Genomic DNA, 15,706 nt, shown 5'->3' with positions numbered 1-15,706 from the left:
TAGGTAATCCAGGGACGGGACGGGTTGTTTAGCTTCCGTTTCAAATTGTCACATCTCGGCGCCAAGCAAATGCCTGCGAAAGAAGCCCACCGTTCGCTCTACCCATAACGCCGTCGTCGTCGGCCGATCAAACCCCGGCGGGTCGCACAGCAGGTCGCATTCCAGGCGGCCAAGGTTGTCGGCCGGCGGCGGCGGTGCCAGCAATGCGCCATGGCCGGCGCCTTGCAGCGCAGCGATCAACTCGCAGCCCTGGCAGGCGGCCAGCAGCGGGTCGCTGTGAAAACGCGGCAGCAGCCAGCGGTCTCCATCGGCGGTGATCAGGCCCAGTGGCACGCGCGGCTTGGCGAGGGTCGCCAGATCGAAGTCGGCTGCCGCCGGCACGCCGGCCACGACGGCGGCGATGCGCGGGTCGTTGTGGACCTGCGGCGTCGCGTCACGGAACTTCCAGTCGAGCACGTGCCGGGCCACCCAGAGCTTGAGGCCATCCAGCGCACCGCCGGTCAGCCGCGTGGCCAGGCCGATGCAGCTGTAGAAGTCTTCCGCGAGGTCCTTCTCGCAATGGGCGCGAAAGCGCTCGGGCGACCAGGCGCCGCCGGCCAGGCTGAGCATGGTGTGGCCACCGGCCGACATGCCGAAGCCGCCGACGCGGTCCAGCTTCAGGCCGGCAAAGCGTGGGTCGGCGGCAACGCGGTCGATGGCATGGCTGATCTCGGCGGGGCGCTGTTTCCAGCTGTCGGGGCCGGGGCGGCCGGGGTCAGTCCAGTTGTCGCCGCGGTGCAGGGGCAGCACGACCGTGAAGCCGGCCTCGACGAGGGCCTTGGCCAGGGTGGTGTGCACCCACGGGCCGCCGCCCGAGCCGTGCGAGATGGCGATGAGGCGGCCATTGCCGGGGGCCGGTGGCGCGTCGGGTGCCAGCATCAGCTGCAGGTCGCCGCGCGTTTCAGGCCGGCCGGCGGCGGCGGTGGGATAGAACAGCGTGACGGCGCCGCCGTCATCGTCGGCGGGCAGAGTCAGTGTGCCGACGGTGGCGGCGTGCGCGGAGGCACTCAGCGCCAGGCTGGTGAGCAGGAAGCGGAAGAACATGGCTGGCTCCTCGGAAGTTGAGAAGCCCTCAGCCTCGGCCACCCTGCCCGCTATGTCTGGCCGAAACCCGCGCTTTGCAGGTTTCGGCGCTGCTTTTTAAGAATCGGCCAGCGCTTTCTGGCGGAATTCGGTGGGCGTCAGGCCGGTATCGGCCTTGAAGGCGCGGTTGAAGGGGCCGATGGAGCCGAAACCGACGTCCAGCGCAATGGTCAGCACCGGAAGGCCGCGCTCGGCCGGATCGGCCAGGCGGCGCTTGGCCTCAAGCAGGCGCAGGCCGTTGACGAAGGCATTGAAGTTGCGGTGGCCCAGGCCCTGGTTGATGACGCGGCGCAGCCGGTACTCCGGCGTGCCGAGCTGCTCGGCCAGGCTGGCCAGGCTCAAACCCTCCTGTGCGTAGCCGCGGCCCTCGCCCATCAGCATGGCCAGCGCGGCGGCTAACGCCCGGTCCTGCGGGTCCTCGGCCGGCAGCGCGGGAGGTGGCGGCGGCGCGACGTCTTCGTCCCACAGACCCGACACGCGCGGCCGCAACAGTTGCCAGGCGACGAGGCTGGTCAGCGTCAGCATCATGGCCACGTCGCCAAGCGCGGCGGCGCCGCTCAACGTGCCGTTCGGTGAGCCGATACGCAGGGCCACCATGACGACGGCGTAGCTTGCGCCGCCGCCGACGACGAGGCCGCGCAGGCGCCGGCGCTTTTCGACGAGGTCCGCCCGCCATGGCCCCACCACGGCGGCCAGGCCCAGTGCCGCGAAAGCGATGGGCAAGGCCCGCAACAGCACGAAGGCGGGCCACCAACCCCACCACAGGCAGATCGTCGCGCCGAACAGCGCGACGGCGGCCCACAGCACGCCATGCCAGGCGCGCAGGCGAAAGCCGTCCTCGAAAACGGCGCGCGCGAACAGCCAGAACAGCACGGCAGAGCCGAGCGAGATGCCGATGCCAGGCGCCTGGACGGCGCAGCGCAGCTCGTGCTCGACCCAGGGCGAGGCAGAAACCGCCTGCACGGCGGAGGACAGCGACAGCGCGATGCCCGTGCGCACGAGATCGGCGTGCCGTGCATGCCGCCAATGCGGCAGCAGCACCAGCACAACGAGGATCAGCACGGCAACCAGCGCGCCGCGCAACCCTGCGTCAATGAGTGCCATGCAGCAGTTGGGACACCGCGAAGGCCACGCCCAGGCCCACGCCCAGCCACGCGACCTGGGCAAAGGTCTCGCGCCAGGCCAGGCGCTGCTGCAGCTGGGGCAGCAGGTCGGCCACCGAGATGTAGATGAAGCTGCTGGACGCCAGCACCAGCAGATAGGGCAGCACACCCTCGAAGCCGCCGATCAGGAAGTAGCCCAGCACGCCGCCGACGACCGCCGCCATGCCCGAGATCGCGTTGAACAGCAGCGCCTTGCCGCGGCTGAAGCCGGCGTTGAGCAGCACGATGTAGTCGCCCACCTCCTGCGGGATCTCGTGGGCGACGATGGCCAGCGCCGTGGCGAAGCCCAGCCGCGTGTCGGCCAGGAAGGCGGCCGCGATGATGGCGCCGTCGCAGAAGTTGTGGATGCTGTCGCCCACCAGCACGGTCAGGCCGCCGCGGCCGGCCTGCTCGGCGTCGAAGTGGTGGTGGTGATGGTGGCCGTCGCCCTCGTGATGGTGGACGTGGCGGTAAAGCTCCACCTTCTCCAGCAGCCAGAAGAACAGCAGGCCGCCCAGCAGCACGGCGAACAGCACCTGCGGTTTGGCCGTGTGGCTCTCGAAGGCCTCGGGCAGCACGTTCAGCAGCGACGTGCCCAGCAGGATGCCGGCCGACAGGCTGACGAGGCTCTTGACGAGGCGGGTCAGCACGCCGACGGTCAGGCTCGCGGCAACGAGCACCGACAGCAGCCCGCCCGCGAAGGTGGCGAGCACGATGTAGAGAAGGGTCATGGAATCAGGCAAAAGCAACGGGCCACAGCCATGGACTGCGGCCCGAGGGCGGTCAGCGTAGCAGACGGGTCAAGCCACACCACATTTCTTGAACCAGGCCAATGCCCGCGCCCAGGCGTCGTCGGCCGCGACCTTGCGGTAGCTGGGGCGGTAGTCGGCATAGAAGCCGTGCGGCGTGTCGGGGTAGACGACGAACTCGCATTTCGTGTTGCCCGCCGCCTTGAGCGCGGCTTCGAGCTGGGTCAGCGTCTCGACCGGGATGCCGCCATCGGCCGCGCCGTACAGCGCCAGCACCGGCGCCTTGATGCTCGCGGCGCGCTCGACGACAGTCTTGTCGCCAGCGTTGTAGTTGCGTGCCACCGGGCCGTACCAGGCGGCTGCAGCCGTCAGCCTGGGGTTGTGGGCCGCATAGGACCAGGTCGTGCGCCCACCCCAGCAAAAGCCGGTGATGGCCAGCTTGGCGGGATCACCGCCGTTCGCCGCCGCCCAGGCGACCGTGGCGTCCAGGTCGCCGTTGACCTGGACGTCGGCCGCCTTGGCGACGACCTCGCTGACCAGCTTGGGAATGTCGGTGTAGGCGCCGGCATCGCCGTGGCGTGCGAACAGCTCGGGCGCGATGGCCAGGTAGCCCTGCTTGGCCAGCCGCCGGCAGACGTCCGCGATGTGCTCATGCACGCCGAAGATCTCGCAGGCCACCAGCACGACCGGCAGGTTCTTCCGGCCGACGGGCGCCGCCCGGTAGGCCGGCATCTGGAAGTCGCCCACGGGGATGCTGACCGGGCCCGCCTCCAGGCCCGCCGTGTCGGTGGAGATCGTCTGGGCCGTCACCGGCAGCACGGCGGCCGCGAAGCCGCTACCCACCGTCGTCTGCACAAAGCTGCGGCGGCTGAAGTCGCGGGACGGCGCGAGGCTGTCGATCTCGTCTTTCAAGGTGGGGGCTCCAGAGTGAGATACGAAGGGAGCGTCAAATTTTGCCCCGACAATCCGCCGCCATGACGACGCGCCCTGATCCAGCCGGCCGAATCTGGGCCTCCATCGACATCGGCTCCAACAGCTTCCGCCTGGAATTGGCCCGGTTGTCGGGCGAGCGCTACCAGCGCGTCAGCTACATCAAGGAGGCCGTGCGCCTGGGCGCCGGCCTGGACGCACAGGGCATGCTGACCGAAGAGGCCATGCAGCGCGGCCTGAATTGCCTGCAGGGCTTCGGCGAGCAGCTCGTCGGCATCGCGCCCGAACGCATCCGCGCCGTTGCGACGCAGACCCTGCGCGAGGCGCGCAACCGCAACGCCTTCCTGGCCCGCGCCCAGGCCGTGCTTGGCCATCCCATCGAGGTCATTGCCGGCCGCGAGGAAGCGCGGCTGATCTTTGCCGGCGTCGCCCGGCTGCAGCCCTCCGACAAGCCCCGCCTGGTCATCGACATCGGCGGCCGCTCCACCGAGATGATCCTGGGCCGCGGCCGCAAGCCGCTGCTGGCCGAGTCCTTCGGCGTTGGCAGCGTCGGGCTGTCGGTGCGCTTCTTCGCCGACGGCCGCTACACGGCCGAGGCCTTCCGCGCCGCCCAGGTGGCTGCCGGCGCCGAGCTGGAAGAAGCGCTGACGCTGTTCCGCCCCGAGCTCTGGCAGGAAGCCCTGGGTTCCTCGGGTACGGTTGGCGCGGTGTCGCAGATCCTGGCAGCCAGCGGCAAGACCGACGGCCGCATCACGCCGGACGCGCTGCGCTGGTGCATCGCCCAATGCCTGGCGGCCGGCTCGCAGGACAAGCTGCAACTGCCTGGGCTCAAGGACGACCGCCGTCCTGTCGTCGCCGGTGGCCTGTGCATCCTCTACACGCTGCTGAACCAGTTCGGCATCGAGGAGCTGCTGCCCACCAAGGGCGCGCTGCGCCAGGGCGTCATTTTCGATCTGGTAGAGCGCCTGCAGCCCAGCGGCGCGCGCGACCCGCGGGCGGACTCCGTCGCCGAGCTGCAGGAGCGCTTTGCCGTGGACATGGCGCAGGCCGAGCGTGTGGCCAGCCAGGCCGAGCTGTTCTACCACCAGCTCACGCTCAAGCCCGCGCCTGAGCTGCTGCGCGAGTTGAGCTGGGCCGCGGCCCTGCATGAAGTTGGCATGCTGGTCTCCCACCACGACCACCACCGCCACAGCGCCTATGTCATCGCCCATGTCGACGCGGCGGGCTTCTCAACCAACCAGTTGCAGCGGCTGGCGGGCCTGGCCCTGGGCCAGCGCGGTGGCCTGCGCAAGCTGGAAGCGCAGCTGAGCGATCCCAGCTTGCTGGACCAGCTCATTGCGCTGCGTCTGGCCGTCATCCTCTGCCATGCCCGCACGGAGGCACCAGGCAGCCCCGGACTGGCGCGCGACGGCAAGCGGCTCACGCTGCAACTGCCCAAGGGCGGGTCGGCCGGCCAAGCGCGCACGCGCTTCCTGCTGAAGGAAGAGGCCGAGACCTGGGCCCGCAGCGGGCTGCTCGAACTCGTCGTGGCGTGAGCTCGCGTCGCCGGCTGCTCGCCTGCCTCGCGGCGCTCTGCGTCGCGCTGCCCGCCTGGGGCGAAGACGCCGGCAAATCGACCGCGATCGAAATCGACTCGTCGGACGATCCCACCGAAAGCGTCGTCTGGCTGGCCTATGGCGTCGGTCTGGCCAACTGGGCCAGCCAGAGCGGTGCGCTGGCACAGGCACCGCTGGGCATCCTGGAACCCAGCTTCGAAGGTGAGATGACCGCGCGCCGGACGCTGCTCGTCATCTGGCGGGAGCTGCTGCAAAAGGCGCCCAAGTCCAACGCCTACATGGACACGCTGATGCGCATCGACGCTGCCGGCTATCTGCCGGAGTACGTCTGGACCGTGCACTGGCGCGGCAGCTGGAAACAGCCCCCGGCCAAGCTGCGCATCGCCGAGTTCTATGCCTGGCAGCGCCAGGAACTGATGGGCCATGTGCCGCGCACGGGCTCGCGCGTGCGCGTCGTCCTCACTCCGCCAGCGGCACCAGCCTCTGCTGCCAGCCGCTGACAGCACGACTGAGCGAACATGCCGGCTCCACACCCGGAGACCGCCATGCTCAAGACCTATACCGGCAGCTGCCATTGCAAGGCCGTGCGCTTCGAAGTCGACCTCGACCTCGCCGCCGGCACCGGCCGCTGCAACTGTTCGATCTGCTTCAAGACGCGCAACTGGAGCGCCAGCGTCAAGCCCGACGCCTTCCGGCTGCTGGCCGGCGAGGACGCGCAGAGCGACTACCAGTTCGGCTCGAACAGCGTGCACAACCTGTTCTGCAAGACCTGCGGCGTGCGCTCCTATGGTCACGGCTACATCGAACAGGTCGGCGGCGCCTTCGTGTCGGTCAAGGTGAATTGCCTCGATGATGTGCCGGCCGAGGAGCTGGTCGCGGCGCCGGTGCAGTACTACGACGGGCTGCACAACAACTGGTGGAACAAGCCCGAAGAGGTTCGACACCTCTAAAGCGCATCGGGCCCCTGGACGGCGTGCAGCGTCACCTCGGGTTCGCCGTCGCGCTGGCGCCAGCGCAGCCACCACACGGCGCCCTTCTTGACGGCCCATTCCTGGTCCACGCCGGCCAGCAAATGGGCAGCCAATAGGCCCAGCGTCGGCTGGTGGCCGCAGATCAGCACCGGCTCAACCGACTTGGGCCAGCGCGAGGCCTCGATGAGGGCCGAGATCGGCGCATCGGGCGCGATGGGCGGCAGGATGCGCACCTCGCGGCCCAGGGCCTCGGCCGTCTGCCGGCAGCGCAGTGCAGGGCTGACGAGCACGCGCGTCGTCGCGGCCAGGCGATGGTTGAGCCAGGCCGCCATGCGCCGGGCCTGGCGCTCGCCCTTGGGGGTCAGCGCGCGCTGCAGGTCATCCTGGCCAGGGGCGATGACTTCGGCTTCGGCGTGGCGCCACAGGATCAGGTCCATGGCGGGTCTACCCTTCTGAATAGCGCCGCATCAGGGCCTGCTGGGCGCTGACGCCGCTGTCGCTGATGCGCGCCGAGCGGCCATCCGGGCCGAGCTGCCAGGCGTCCATGGTGTCGTGCAGATAGGGCTGCAGCGCCTCGTCGACGATGCGCTGGCGCAGGCGCGCGTCCTGCACCGGCCAGGCCACCTCGATGCGGCGGAACATGTTGCGGCTCATCCAGTCGGCGCTGGACAGGAAGAGCGCCTCGCCAGGGTCAGCCTCGGTGCCCTCTGCCCAGCGGAAATACAGCACCCGCGTGTGCTCCAGGAAGCGCCCGACGACGGAGCGCACGACGATGTTGTCGCTGACGCCGGGCAGCCCCGGCGGCAGCATGCAGGCGCCGCGCACGATGAGGTCGACCTTGGCGCCGGCCTGGGCCGTGCGCAGCAGGCCGTGGATGAGCTCGGCATCGGTCAGCGCGTTGATCTTCACGACGACGCGCGCGCCCTTGTAGCCGGCCAGGGCCGCGGCCTCCACCTGGGCCAGCAGCTCCAGCATGCGGCTGTGCATGTTGAAGGGCGCCAGCAGCATGCGTCGCAGCGCCTTGAATTTGCCCAGGGACGCGAGCTGGCGAAACACCGAATCGGCATCGGCCGTCAGGTCGGCATCGGCCGTCAGCAGGCCGAGGTCGGTGTAAAGCCGCGCCGTCTTGGGGTTGTAGTTGCCGGTGGAGATGTGGCCGTAGCGGCGCAGCTTGCCGTTCTCGCGCCGCGTGATCAGCAGCAGCTTGGCGTGGGTCTTGTAGCCGACGATGCCGTAGACGACCTGGGCGCCGACGGCCTCCAGGCGCTCGGCCCAGTTGATGTTGGCTTCCTCGTCGAAGCGCGCCTTCAGCTCCACGACGGCCATGACCTCCTTGCCACGCCGCGCCGCCTCGATCAGCAGGTCCATCAGCTCCGACTTGGCGCCCGTGCGGTAGATGGTCTGCTTGATGGCCAGCACCTCGGGGTCGACCACCGCCTCGCGCAGCATCTGCACGACGGGGTCGAAGCTCTCAAAGGGATGGTGCAGCAGCACATCGCCCTTCTTGAGCTTCTCGAAGATGGACTTATGGCGCGGCAGCCGGCCGGTCGGCCAGGCCGGTTCAAAGGGCGTGAAGCGCAGCGGCGGCGCGTCGGTCTGGTCGATCAGCTCGTTCAGCCGCACCAGGTTGACGGGGCCGTTGACGCGGTAGAGCGCCGCATTCGGCAGGCCGAACTGCTCGAGCAGGAACTCCGACAGCTCGGCCGGGCAGGTGTTGACCACCTCCAGCCGCACCGCGCGGCCGAAATGGCGCGTCGTCAGCCCGGAGCGCAGCGCGTGGCGCAGATTGGCGATCTCCTCCTCATCCACTTCCAGGTCGGAGTCGCGTGTGACGCGGAACTGCGAGAAGGCCTCGACCTTGCGGCCGGGAAAGAGATCTTCCAGGTGGGCGCGGATGACGCTGGTCAGCAGCACGAAGGCCTGGCGGCCGTCGCTCAGGTTGGCCGGCAGCTTGATGACGCGCGGCAGCACACGCGGCACCTTGACGATGGCGATGCGGTTGTCGCGGCCGAAGGCGTCCTTGCCCGACAGCCTCATGATGAAGTGCAGCGACTTGTTGGCCACCTGCGGGAAGGGGTGGGCCGGGTCCAGCCCCACGGGCACCAGCAGCGGCCTGACCTCGCGCTCGAAATACTTGGCCACCCAGTGCCGCTGCGGCTCGTCGCGGTCGGCGTGGTTGAGCACGACGATGCGCCGCTTGCGCAGCAGCGGCGTGAGCTGCTCGTTGAAGATCAGGTATTGCTCGTCGATCAGCGTGTGCGCCGCGCGGCCGACGCGTTCGACGTCCTGGCTTGTCACGGTGCTGAGCGGATCGCGCACGGCCTCCAGCATGTCGGCGAAGCGCACCTCGAAGAACTCGTCGAGGTTGCTCGACACGATGCAGACATAGCGCAGCCGCTCCAGCAGCGGCACATCTTCACGCTGGGCCTGGGCAAGGACGCGACGATTGAATTCAAGAATGGCCTGCTCACGGTTGAGCAGCTTCAGCGGGGTCGGGTCGGTCATGAAGAAAAGTGTATGAAGCTTGTGTGACAACGGCTTGAAATGCCCCCGGGATAATCCAGGCCCATGCATCTGATGATCCCCCATGCCAGCGCGCTGGACGAAGCCGCGCGGCATGCCTTCGGCACCCTGCCCCTGCCCAACCTGGCTGCGCAGCTGAACCGGCTCACTCCGGCCGAGACCTGGGGGAGCGACGAGCTATCGCCGCAGCCGCCGCATCACATCGCGCTGGCAGCGCTGCGCCAGCAAGCCGAGCCAAGCGCCGCGGCCTGGGCCGTCGAGGCCGGGCCCGAACTGGCCTGGGCGCTGATGAGCCCCGTGCACCTGGCCGTCGGCAGCGATGGCGTCGATGTGCTGCCGCCGGCGGCGCTGCGACTCTCCGAATCCGACGCGGCGCGCTTCACGGCGCTGCTGCGCGAACTCTGGCCCGAGTCCGAAGGCTGGCAATGGCGGCTGCTGGACGCCACGCACTGGGCTATTGGCCACACCACAGCGCTGGATGACCTGCGCGCTGCCAGCATCGAGCGCGCCGGCGGCCGGCCCATCGAGCCCTGGCTGCCGCAAAGCCGCGTGCTGCGCCGCTGGCAGAACGAGGCCCAGATGCTGCTGCATGAGCACGCACTGAACCTCGAGCGGGAAGCACGCGGCGAGCATCCCGTCAACTCGGTCTGGATCGGCGACATTGGCCGCAGCAACGGCAAGGCCGCCGACGTGACGGTCGATGCCCGCCTGACCGAGCCGCTGCTCAACGGCGACCTCGCGGCCTGGGCCGAGGCCTGGCAGCGCCTGGACGCCGGGCCGCTGGCACAGCCCCTGACCAGCCTGACACTGTGCGGCGAACGATTCGCGCGTCGTTTCACGACCCGGCCGCTGTCCTTCATCGACAGGCTGAAGCGGCGCTGGCAGACGCCCGATGTGAGCGCCGTGTTGGAGGCGCTATGACTTCACCTCGTCTTGTCGAACGCGACGTGCCGCCGCGCACGGCCTGGGCGCTCGAGCAGGCCGGCGTCGCACCCCTGATGGCCCGCCTGCTCGCGGCCCGCGGCGTGCGCGAGGCGGGCGAGCTGGACGAGAGCCTGGCCCAGTTGCTGCCGCCCACCGACCTGAAAGGCCTGCTGGAGGCCGGCCGGCTGCTGGCCGACGCCATCCAGGGCGGCGAGCGCCTCGTCATCGTGGCCGACTACGACTGCGACGGCGCCACCGCCTGCGCCGTCATGCTGCGCGGCCTGCGCCTGCTCGGCGCGCAGCCCGAGCAGCTCGGCTATGTCGTGCCGGACCGCGCCGTGCACGGCTACGGGCTGACGCCCACCATCGTCGACCTGGCGATGGCGCAGCAGCCCTCCCTGCTCGTGACGGTGGACAACGGCATCGCCAGCCTCGCCGGCGTGGCGCACGCCCGCGCCCAGGGGCTGAAGGTGCTGGTCACCGACCATCACCTGCCAGCTCTGGTCGATGGCGTCGTCGTCGTCCCGGACGCCTCGGCAATCGTCAACCCCAACCAGCCGGGCTGCACCTTCGCGAGCAAGTCGCTGGCCGGCGTCGGTGTGGCCTTCTATGTGCTGATGGGCCTGCGCGCTGAACTCCGCTCCCGAGGCGCGTTCACGGAGGTGCCGCGCCTGGACGGCCTGCTCGACCTCGTGGCTCTTGGCACCGTCGCCGACGTCGTCAAGCTCGACGCCAACAACCGCCGCCTCGTCGCCCAAGGCCTCAAGCGCATGCGCGCCGGCCGCGCGCAGCCAGGCGTCATGGCGCTCTTCAGCGCGTCCAAGCGCGACGCCAGCAAAGCCCAGGGCTTCGACCTGGGCTTTGCGCTCGGGCCGCGCATCAACGCGGCCGGCCGCCTGGCCGACATGACGCTGGGCATCGAGACACTGACCACCGATGACCCCGAGCGGGCGCTGCAGCTCGCCACCCAGCTCGACGCCATCAACCGCGAGCGCCGCGAGATCGAGAGCGGCATGCGCGAGATGGCAGAGGCGCGGCTGGATGCCCTGGTCGAGGCGCTGCAAGGCGCCCTGCCCCCCGCGGTGGCGCTGTTCGATGCCGACTTCCACGAGGGTGTCGTCGGCATCGTCGCGTCGCGGATCAAGGACCGCGTGCACCGCCCCACCTTCGTCTTCGCGCGCGGCACCGACGGCAACCTCAAGGGGTCGGGCCGCTCCATCCCCGGCTTCCATCTGCGCGATGCGCTGGACCTCGTCAGCAAGCGTGAGCCCGAGTTGCTGTCCAAGTTCGGCGGCCATGCGATGGCGGCCGGCGCGACGCTGGCGGTCGACGACGTGAACCGCTTCGCGCTGGCCTTCGCGCGCGTGGCCGAGGAATGGCTCAACGAGCAGGACCTGACCCGCACGCTGCGCCATGACGGCTCGCTCGCGCCCGATGCCGCCACGGCCGAGACCGCACGCCTGCTGGACGCCCAGGTCTGGGGCCAGGGCTTCGAGGCGCCGGTGTTCTGTGATCGCTTCGAGCTGATCTCGCAGCGCCTCGTTGGCGAGAAGCATCTGAAGCTGCGCCTGCGCCGCGGCGGCCAGCTCATCGACGCCATCTGGTTCAACCACGTCGACATGCTGCCGGAGCGCGTCACGCTGGCCTACCGGCTGAGCCTGGACGAATGGCAGGGCCAGCAGCGCGTCCAGTACGTCGTCGAGGCGTGTGCTGACACCTGAGATGTGACGAAGTTGGCAGCGTCGCGCGCCCTGCCACCCCAAGTCACCGGATTGTCACGGGAGATTTCAAGAATCCGCGGCGCCAGCCAGCCCGGAGCCTTCCCATGCGCGCCACCGCGCCCGATCCCCTTGCCGATGCTCTGGATCGCCTGATCCAGCAGCGAAGTTTTGACATTCATTTCCAGCCTCTGGTCGCCATCGACCGCGCCGACATCTTTGGTTTCGAGGCGCTGACCCGCGCGCCTGCCGACGGCCCGCTGCATTCGCCCCTGGTGCTGTTCGAGGCCGCCGCCCGGCTGGGCCGCCTCGTCGAGCTGGAACACCTCATCGTGCGCCGCGCCATCCAGCGATTCAAGGCCCTGGGCCTGCCGGGCCAGCTCTTCCTGAACGTGACAGCCGACACCCTGCTCGGCGCCCGCGAGCATGCCGGCCTGCTGGCGCGGGAGCTGGCCGAGCTGGGCCTGCCGACCTCGCGCGTCGTCATCGAGCTGACCGAAACCCGCCCCATCGAGGACCTGGCCCAGCTCGACGACGCGCTGCAGGCGCTGCGCGACCTCGGATTTCGTGTGGCGCTGGATGACCTCGGCGAGGGCTTTGCCTCGCTGCGCCGCTGGATGGAGATGCGGCCGGACTTCGTCAAGATCGACCGCCACTTCATCGACGGCATCGCCCAGGAGCCGCTGAAGCAGCAGTTTGTGCGCTCCATCGTCGAGATGGCCGCCACCAGCGGCTGCGAAGTGGTCGCCGAGGGTCTGGAGCAGGAGCCCGACCTGGACGTGCTGCGCCGGTTGGGGCTGACCATCTGCCAGGGCTATCTGTTCGCTCGCCCAAGCGCGGCGCCGCGTGCATCCCTGAGCGCGCAGTGGAGCGGGCGCCTGGCCGCCGACGCCCAGCCGCGCCTGCTGCAGAACGACCTGGCCCTGCCACTGGGCCAAGGCGCCATCAGCAGCGCCGCGCAGCTGGCCCGCCGCAGCCTGACCGTCACGCCCGAGACCAACTGCCGCAGCGTCGTCGACCTCTTCCACCGCGACGAGCAACTGCTCGCCATCCCCGTGCTGGACGCCCAGCAGCGGCCGATTGGCGTGCTGCGCTCCCTGCATGTGCTCAAGCGCAGCACCGAGCGTTATTTCATGGACATCTTCGACAAGCGCAGCTGCGTCGAGCTGATGGACGCCAACCCGCTCGTGTTTGACGTCAGCACGCCGCTGCGCGCAATGAGCGACGCCATGGCCAACCTCGACGAGCGCTTGCTCGTCGACGGCTTCATCGTCACGCGCGACGGCTGCTACCTCGGCTCGGGCCGCAGCTCCGACCTGCTCAAAGCCGTGTCCGACCTGCAGGTGCATTCGGCGCGCTACGCCAACCCGCTGACGCTGCTGCCTGGCAATGTACCCATCGACAACCACCTGGACCGCCTCATCGAGGCGGCCGAGACTTTTGCCGCGGTGGTGTGGGACATCGACCACTTCAAGCCCTTCAACGACGTCTACGGCTACCGCATCGGCGACGACATCATCCGCCTGGCAGCCCGCGTGCTGACCCAGGCCGCCGACCCGCAATTGGACTTCGTCGGCCACATCGGCGGCGACGATTTCGTCATGGTGCTGGGCAGCACCGACTGGGAGGACAGGCTCACCCGCGTCTGCCAGGCCTTCGATGCCGGCGTGCGCAGCTTCTTCTCCGCCGAACACCTGACCGCTGGTGGCTACATCACGCTGAACCGGCAGAACCAGCCCAGCTTCCACCCGCTGCCCACCATCTCGGCCGGCGCGGTACTGCATCTGCCCGGCAGTTTCGACAGCGCCCACGCGCTGAGCGCCGCCCTGGCCGAACCCAAGCGCGTCGCCAAAGGGCGCGCCGGCGGCAGCCGCTTTTTTGTCGACCGCCGCACGCCGCAGCGCGCCCTGCTCGCGGCCTGAGCTTTTTCCGCCACCAGCAACTTGCGCTTGCGCTCACGTCAGGGTCAGGGCCACCGGAAGGCCGCTTGAGCAGGAGGGGTGAGAAGCGCTTCCTACAATGGCGTGGTGAACCTCGACCCCACCCTGAACGCCGACCTGCACTGCCATTCCGTGATTTCGGATGGCACGTTGACGCCCGAGGCCCTGGCCGAACGAGCCAAGGCGGGCGGCGTGGCGCTGTGGTCGCTGACCGACCATGACGAGATCGGCGGCCAGACCCGCGCCATCGCCGCGGCACGGGCGAACGGCCTGGCCTACCTGACCGGCACCGAGATCTCGGTCAGCTTCGCCGGCCGCGTCGTGCACATCGTCGGCCTGGGCTTCGACCATGAGGCGCCCGAGATCATCGAGGGGTTGCGCGCCACCCGCGGCGGCCGCGAACCGCGCGCCCGGGAAATGGCAGCCGGCCTGGCCGAGGTGGGCATCCACGGCGCCTTCGAGGGCGCGCTGAAGTACGTCGGCAACCCTGACCTGATCTCGCGCACCCATTTCGCGCGCTTCCTCGTCGAGGCCGGCCATTGCAGCGACATTCCCGAGGTCTTCCGCCGCTTCCTGACCGAGGGCAAGCCCGGTTTCGTGCCGCACAAGTGGGCGGCGCTGAAAGACGCAGTAGGCTGGATCACCCGCGCCGGCGGCGTCGCCGTCATCGCCCATCCGGGCCGCTATGGCTTCACGCCGACGGAAGAGTACGCATTGATCACCGAGTTCATGGCCCACGGCGGGCGCGGCATCGAGGTCGTGACCGGCAGCCACACACCGGCGGAGTTCGTTCAATACGCCGATACAGCCGTCGAGTTCGGCCTGCTGGCCTCCCGCGGCTCGGACTTTCACTGCCCCGAGGAAAGCCGCATCGACCTGGGCACGCTGCCACCGCTGCCGGCCAAGCTGACACCGGTGTGGGCTGAACTGGCTGGTCGGATTCATCACTGATGGCCCAGCTCTTCGAAGTCCACCCCGACAACCCCCAGCCGCGCTTCCTGCGCCAGTGCGCGCAGATGCTGCAGGCCGGCGGCATCGGTGCCGTGCCGACCGACTCCAGCTATGCCTTTGTCTGCCACCTCAACGACAAGGGTGCAGCCGAAGCCCTGCGCCGCGTGCGCGGCGTGGATGACAAGCACCACCTGACGCTGCTGTGCCGCGACCTGTCGGAGCTGGCCACCTACGCGATGGTGGACAACCGCCAGTACCGGCTCCTCAAGCTCGCCACGCCCGGCGCCTACACCTTCATCCTGCCGGCCACCAAGGAAGTGCCGCGCCGGCTCTCCCACCCGAGCCGGCGCACCATCGGCCTGCGGGTGCCAGAGCACAAGGTCCTCCAGGAGCTGCTGGCCCTGTTCGGCGAACCGCTGCTGTCGACGACGCTGATTCCGCCCGGCGAGACCGAGCCGATGAACGACGCCGCCGACGTCTGCGCCCGGCTGGACCGCCAGCTCCAGTTCGTGCTGGACGCCGGCGCCTGCCCGGCCCAGCCGACCACGGTGCTGGACCTGAGCCAGGGCGACGAGCCCGTGCTGGTGCGCCAGGGGCGCGGCGAGTTGGGCCGGCTGGGCCTGCAACTGGACTGATGCCGCTGCGCGGGATTTCCCCGCAGTTCATCCGCCGCGCCTGCATTTCATCCGGCGGCTCTCGCGCTTGATCGCAGCGGCCTGGAAGGGCGCGGGCTCATTGCCGAAACTGACTCCATCGAACAAGCAATCACGCGGTTCGAAACCCACCGAACGGAGTCCATCATGAGCCTGCAAACTGCCTTCACCGCCACTGTCCTTGCCTTCTCCGCCATTGCCGCCCAGGCCGCCCCGCAGCCCACCGTCAAGCTGGAACGCGTTGTCGTCACCGGCAAGGCCGTCCGCGCTGAAACTCAAGTGATCGCCCAGCTGCCGCGCGTCGTCGTGACCGGCCACGCCCAGCGTGAAGTGGCTCAACTGCCTCGCGTCGTGATCGTCGGCTACAGCGAAGCCACCCTGGCCCGCCAGACCCTGGCTGCCGCCAAGACCACCGCAAAGCGCGGCTGAGCCGGGCGCCGTCTGAACATGCGAATGACGTCCTGTCCCACCACCGTCGAGCCGAGTCGCCAGTACTGCTGAGCCAGTACTGCCGACTCGGCTCGGCC

Annotated in this window: 15 protein-coding genes; 9 read left to right on the top strand and 6 right to left on the bottom strand. The window is 69.4% G+C overall.

Going from position 1 to position 15,706, the window contains the following annotated elements; translation table 11 throughout:
- Window positions 1-48: 48 nt before the first annotated feature.
- From ACXJKM_RS00075 to ACXJKM_RS00060, 4 genes are all read right to left on the bottom strand, one after another.
- Window positions 49-1,083, bottom strand: a complete 1,035-nt coding sequence (locus tag ACXJKM_RS00075; protein WP_457349462.1) for an alpha/beta hydrolase family protein — start codon at window positions 1,081-1,083, stop codon at window positions 49-51.
- A gap of 96 nt (window positions 1,084-1,179) precedes the next feature.
- Window positions 1,180-2,226: a helix-turn-helix domain-containing protein gene (locus ACXJKM_RS00070; protein ID WP_457349460.1), complete on the bottom strand. Its 1,047-nt coding sequence runs from the start codon at window positions 2,224-2,226 to the stop codon at window positions 1,180-1,182.
- Window positions 2,213-2,995, bottom strand: coding sequence for a ZIP family metal transporter (locus ACXJKM_RS00065; RefSeq protein ID WP_056198584.1), 783 nt, complete (start codon window positions 2,993-2,995; stop codon window positions 2,213-2,215). Before ACXJKM_RS00065 ends, ACXJKM_RS00070 begins: the two co-directional genes overlap by 14 nt.
- A 69-nt stretch (window positions 2,996-3,064) precedes the next feature.
- A complete protein-coding gene (locus ACXJKM_RS00060; RefSeq protein WP_457349458.1) occupies window positions 3,065-3,925 on the bottom strand; it encodes a dienelactone hydrolase family protein in 861 nt (286 codons plus the stop codon).
- Window positions 3,926-3,987: 62 nt separating this feature from the next.
- Between ACXJKM_RS00060 and ACXJKM_RS00055 the strand changes: the two genes are divergently transcribed.
- The 3 genes from ACXJKM_RS00055 to ACXJKM_RS00045 are packed head-to-tail and all read left to right on the top strand — an operon-like array spanning window position 3,988 to window position 6,449.
- Window positions 3,988-5,478, top strand: a complete 1,491-nt coding sequence (locus tag ACXJKM_RS00055) for a Ppx/GppA phosphatase family protein (protein WP_056198589.1) — start codon at window positions 3,988-3,990, stop codon at window positions 5,476-5,478.
- Window positions 5,475-5,999: a hypothetical protein gene (locus ACXJKM_RS00050; RefSeq protein ID WP_457349456.1), complete on the top strand. Its 525-nt coding sequence runs from the start codon at window positions 5,475-5,477 to the stop codon at window positions 5,997-5,999. Before ACXJKM_RS00055 ends, ACXJKM_RS00050 begins: the two co-directional genes overlap by 4 nt.
- A 45-nt stretch (window positions 6,000-6,044) precedes the next feature.
- Window positions 6,045-6,449, top strand: a complete 405-nt coding sequence (locus ACXJKM_RS00045) for a GFA family protein (RefSeq protein WP_056198595.1) — start codon at window positions 6,045-6,047, stop codon at window positions 6,447-6,449.
- Here the strand turns inward: ACXJKM_RS00045 and sixA are convergent.
- Together sixA and ppk1 are read right to left on the bottom strand one after the other, a co-directional pair.
- Window positions 6,446-6,907: a phosphohistidine phosphatase SixA gene (sixA, locus tag ACXJKM_RS00040; protein WP_457349454.1), complete on the bottom strand. Its 462-nt coding sequence runs from the start codon at window positions 6,905-6,907 to the stop codon at window positions 6,446-6,448. The genes ACXJKM_RS00045 and sixA overlap by 4 nt on opposite strands.
- A 7-nt stretch (window positions 6,908-6,914) precedes the next feature.
- Window positions 6,915-8,975, bottom strand: coding sequence for a polyphosphate kinase 1 (gene ppk1, locus ACXJKM_RS00035; RefSeq protein ID WP_457349452.1), 2,061 nt, complete (start codon window positions 8,973-8,975; stop codon window positions 6,915-6,917).
- 63 nt (window positions 8,976-9,038) lie between these two features.
- On the opposite strand from ppk1, the gene ACXJKM_RS00030 reads away from it, so the two are divergent.
- From ACXJKM_RS00030 to ACXJKM_RS00005, 6 genes are all read left to right on the top strand, one after another.
- Window positions 9,039-9,914, top strand: a complete 876-nt coding sequence (locus ACXJKM_RS00030) for a hypothetical protein (protein WP_457349450.1) — start codon at window positions 9,039-9,041, stop codon at window positions 9,912-9,914.
- Window positions 9,911-11,638, top strand: coding sequence for a single-stranded-DNA-specific exonuclease RecJ (gene recJ / locus ACXJKM_RS00025; protein ID WP_457349448.1), 1,728 nt, complete (start codon window positions 9,911-9,913; stop codon window positions 11,636-11,638). Before ACXJKM_RS00030 ends, recJ begins: the two co-directional genes overlap by 4 nt.
- Window positions 11,639-11,742: 104 nt before the next feature.
- Window positions 11,743-13,557 (top strand): bifunctional diguanylate cyclase/phosphodiesterase, encoded by a 1,815-nt coding sequence (locus ACXJKM_RS00020; protein WP_457349446.1) that lies wholly within the window; start codon window positions 11,743-11,745, stop codon window positions 13,555-13,557.
- Window positions 13,558-13,662: 105 nt separating this feature from the next.
- Window positions 13,663-14,526, top strand: coding sequence for a 3',5'-nucleoside bisphosphate phosphatase (locus tag ACXJKM_RS00015; protein WP_457349444.1), 864 nt, complete (start codon window positions 13,663-13,665; stop codon window positions 14,524-14,526).
- The gene (locus ACXJKM_RS00010) at window positions 14,526-15,161 is read left to right on the top strand and encodes an L-threonylcarbamoyladenylate synthase (RefSeq protein ID WP_056198614.1); all 636 of its coding nucleotides are present in this window, start codon (window positions 14,526-14,528) and stop codon (window positions 15,159-15,161) included. The genes ACXJKM_RS00015 and ACXJKM_RS00010 overlap by 1 nt, the downstream gene beginning before the upstream one ends.
- A gap of 165 nt (window positions 15,162-15,326) precedes the next feature.
- Complete coding sequence (locus ACXJKM_RS00005; protein ID WP_457349442.1) at window positions 15,327-15,608, top strand: hypothetical protein; 282 nt, start codon at window positions 15,327-15,329, stop codon at window positions 15,606-15,608.
- Window positions 15,609-15,706 lie beyond the last annotated feature (98 nt).

This window comes from Roseateles sp. P5_D6, from assembly GCF_054049415.1.
This window is presented reverse-complemented; position numbering and strand designations above follow the sequence as displayed.

What these genes read in the sequence shown, in the direction of transcription:
- ACXJKM_RS00075 (WP_457349462.1), bottom strand. Translation starts at nt 1,083, where the DNA reads ATGTTCTTCCGCTTCCTGCTCACCAGCCTGGCGCTGAGTGCCTCCGCG.
- ACXJKM_RS00070 (WP_457349460.1), bottom strand. Translation starts at nt 2,226, where the DNA reads ATGGCACTCATTGACGCAGGGTTGCGCGGCGCGCTGGTTGCCGTGCTG.
- ACXJKM_RS00065 (WP_056198584.1), bottom strand. Translation starts at nt 2,995, where the DNA reads ATGACCCTTCTCTACATCGTGCTCGCCACCTTCGCGGGCGGGCTGCTG.
- ACXJKM_RS00055 (WP_056198589.1), top strand. Translation starts at nt 3,988, where the DNA reads ATGACGACGCGCCCTGATCCAGCCGGCCGAATCTGGGCCTCCATCGAC.
- ACXJKM_RS00045 (WP_056198595.1), top strand. Translation starts at nt 6,045, where the DNA reads ATGCTCAAGACCTATACCGGCAGCTGCCATTGCAAGGCCGTGCGCTTC.
- sixA (WP_457349454.1), bottom strand. Translation starts at nt 6,907, where the DNA reads ATGGACCTGATCCTGTGGCGCCACGCCGAAGCCGAAGTCATCGCCCCT.
- ppk1 (WP_457349452.1), bottom strand. Translation starts at nt 8,975, where the DNA reads ATGACCGACCCGACCCCGCTGAAGCTGCTCAACCGTGAGCAGGCCATT.
- ACXJKM_RS00030 (WP_457349450.1), top strand. Translation starts at nt 9,039, where the DNA reads ATGCATCTGATGATCCCCCATGCCAGCGCGCTGGACGAAGCCGCGCGG.
- recJ (WP_457349448.1), top strand. Translation starts at nt 9,911, where the DNA reads ATGACTTCACCTCGTCTTGTCGAACGCGACGTGCCGCCGCGCACGGCC.
- ACXJKM_RS00020 (WP_457349446.1), top strand. Translation starts at nt 11,743, where the DNA reads ATGCGCGCCACCGCGCCCGATCCCCTTGCCGATGCTCTGGATCGCCTG.
- ACXJKM_RS00010 (WP_056198614.1), top strand. Translation starts at nt 14,526, where the DNA reads ATGGCCCAGCTCTTCGAAGTCCACCCCGACAACCCCCAGCCGCGCTTC.
- ACXJKM_RS00005 (WP_457349442.1), top strand. Translation starts at nt 15,327, where the DNA reads ATGAGCCTGCAAACTGCCTTCACCGCCACTGTCCTTGCCTTCTCCGCC.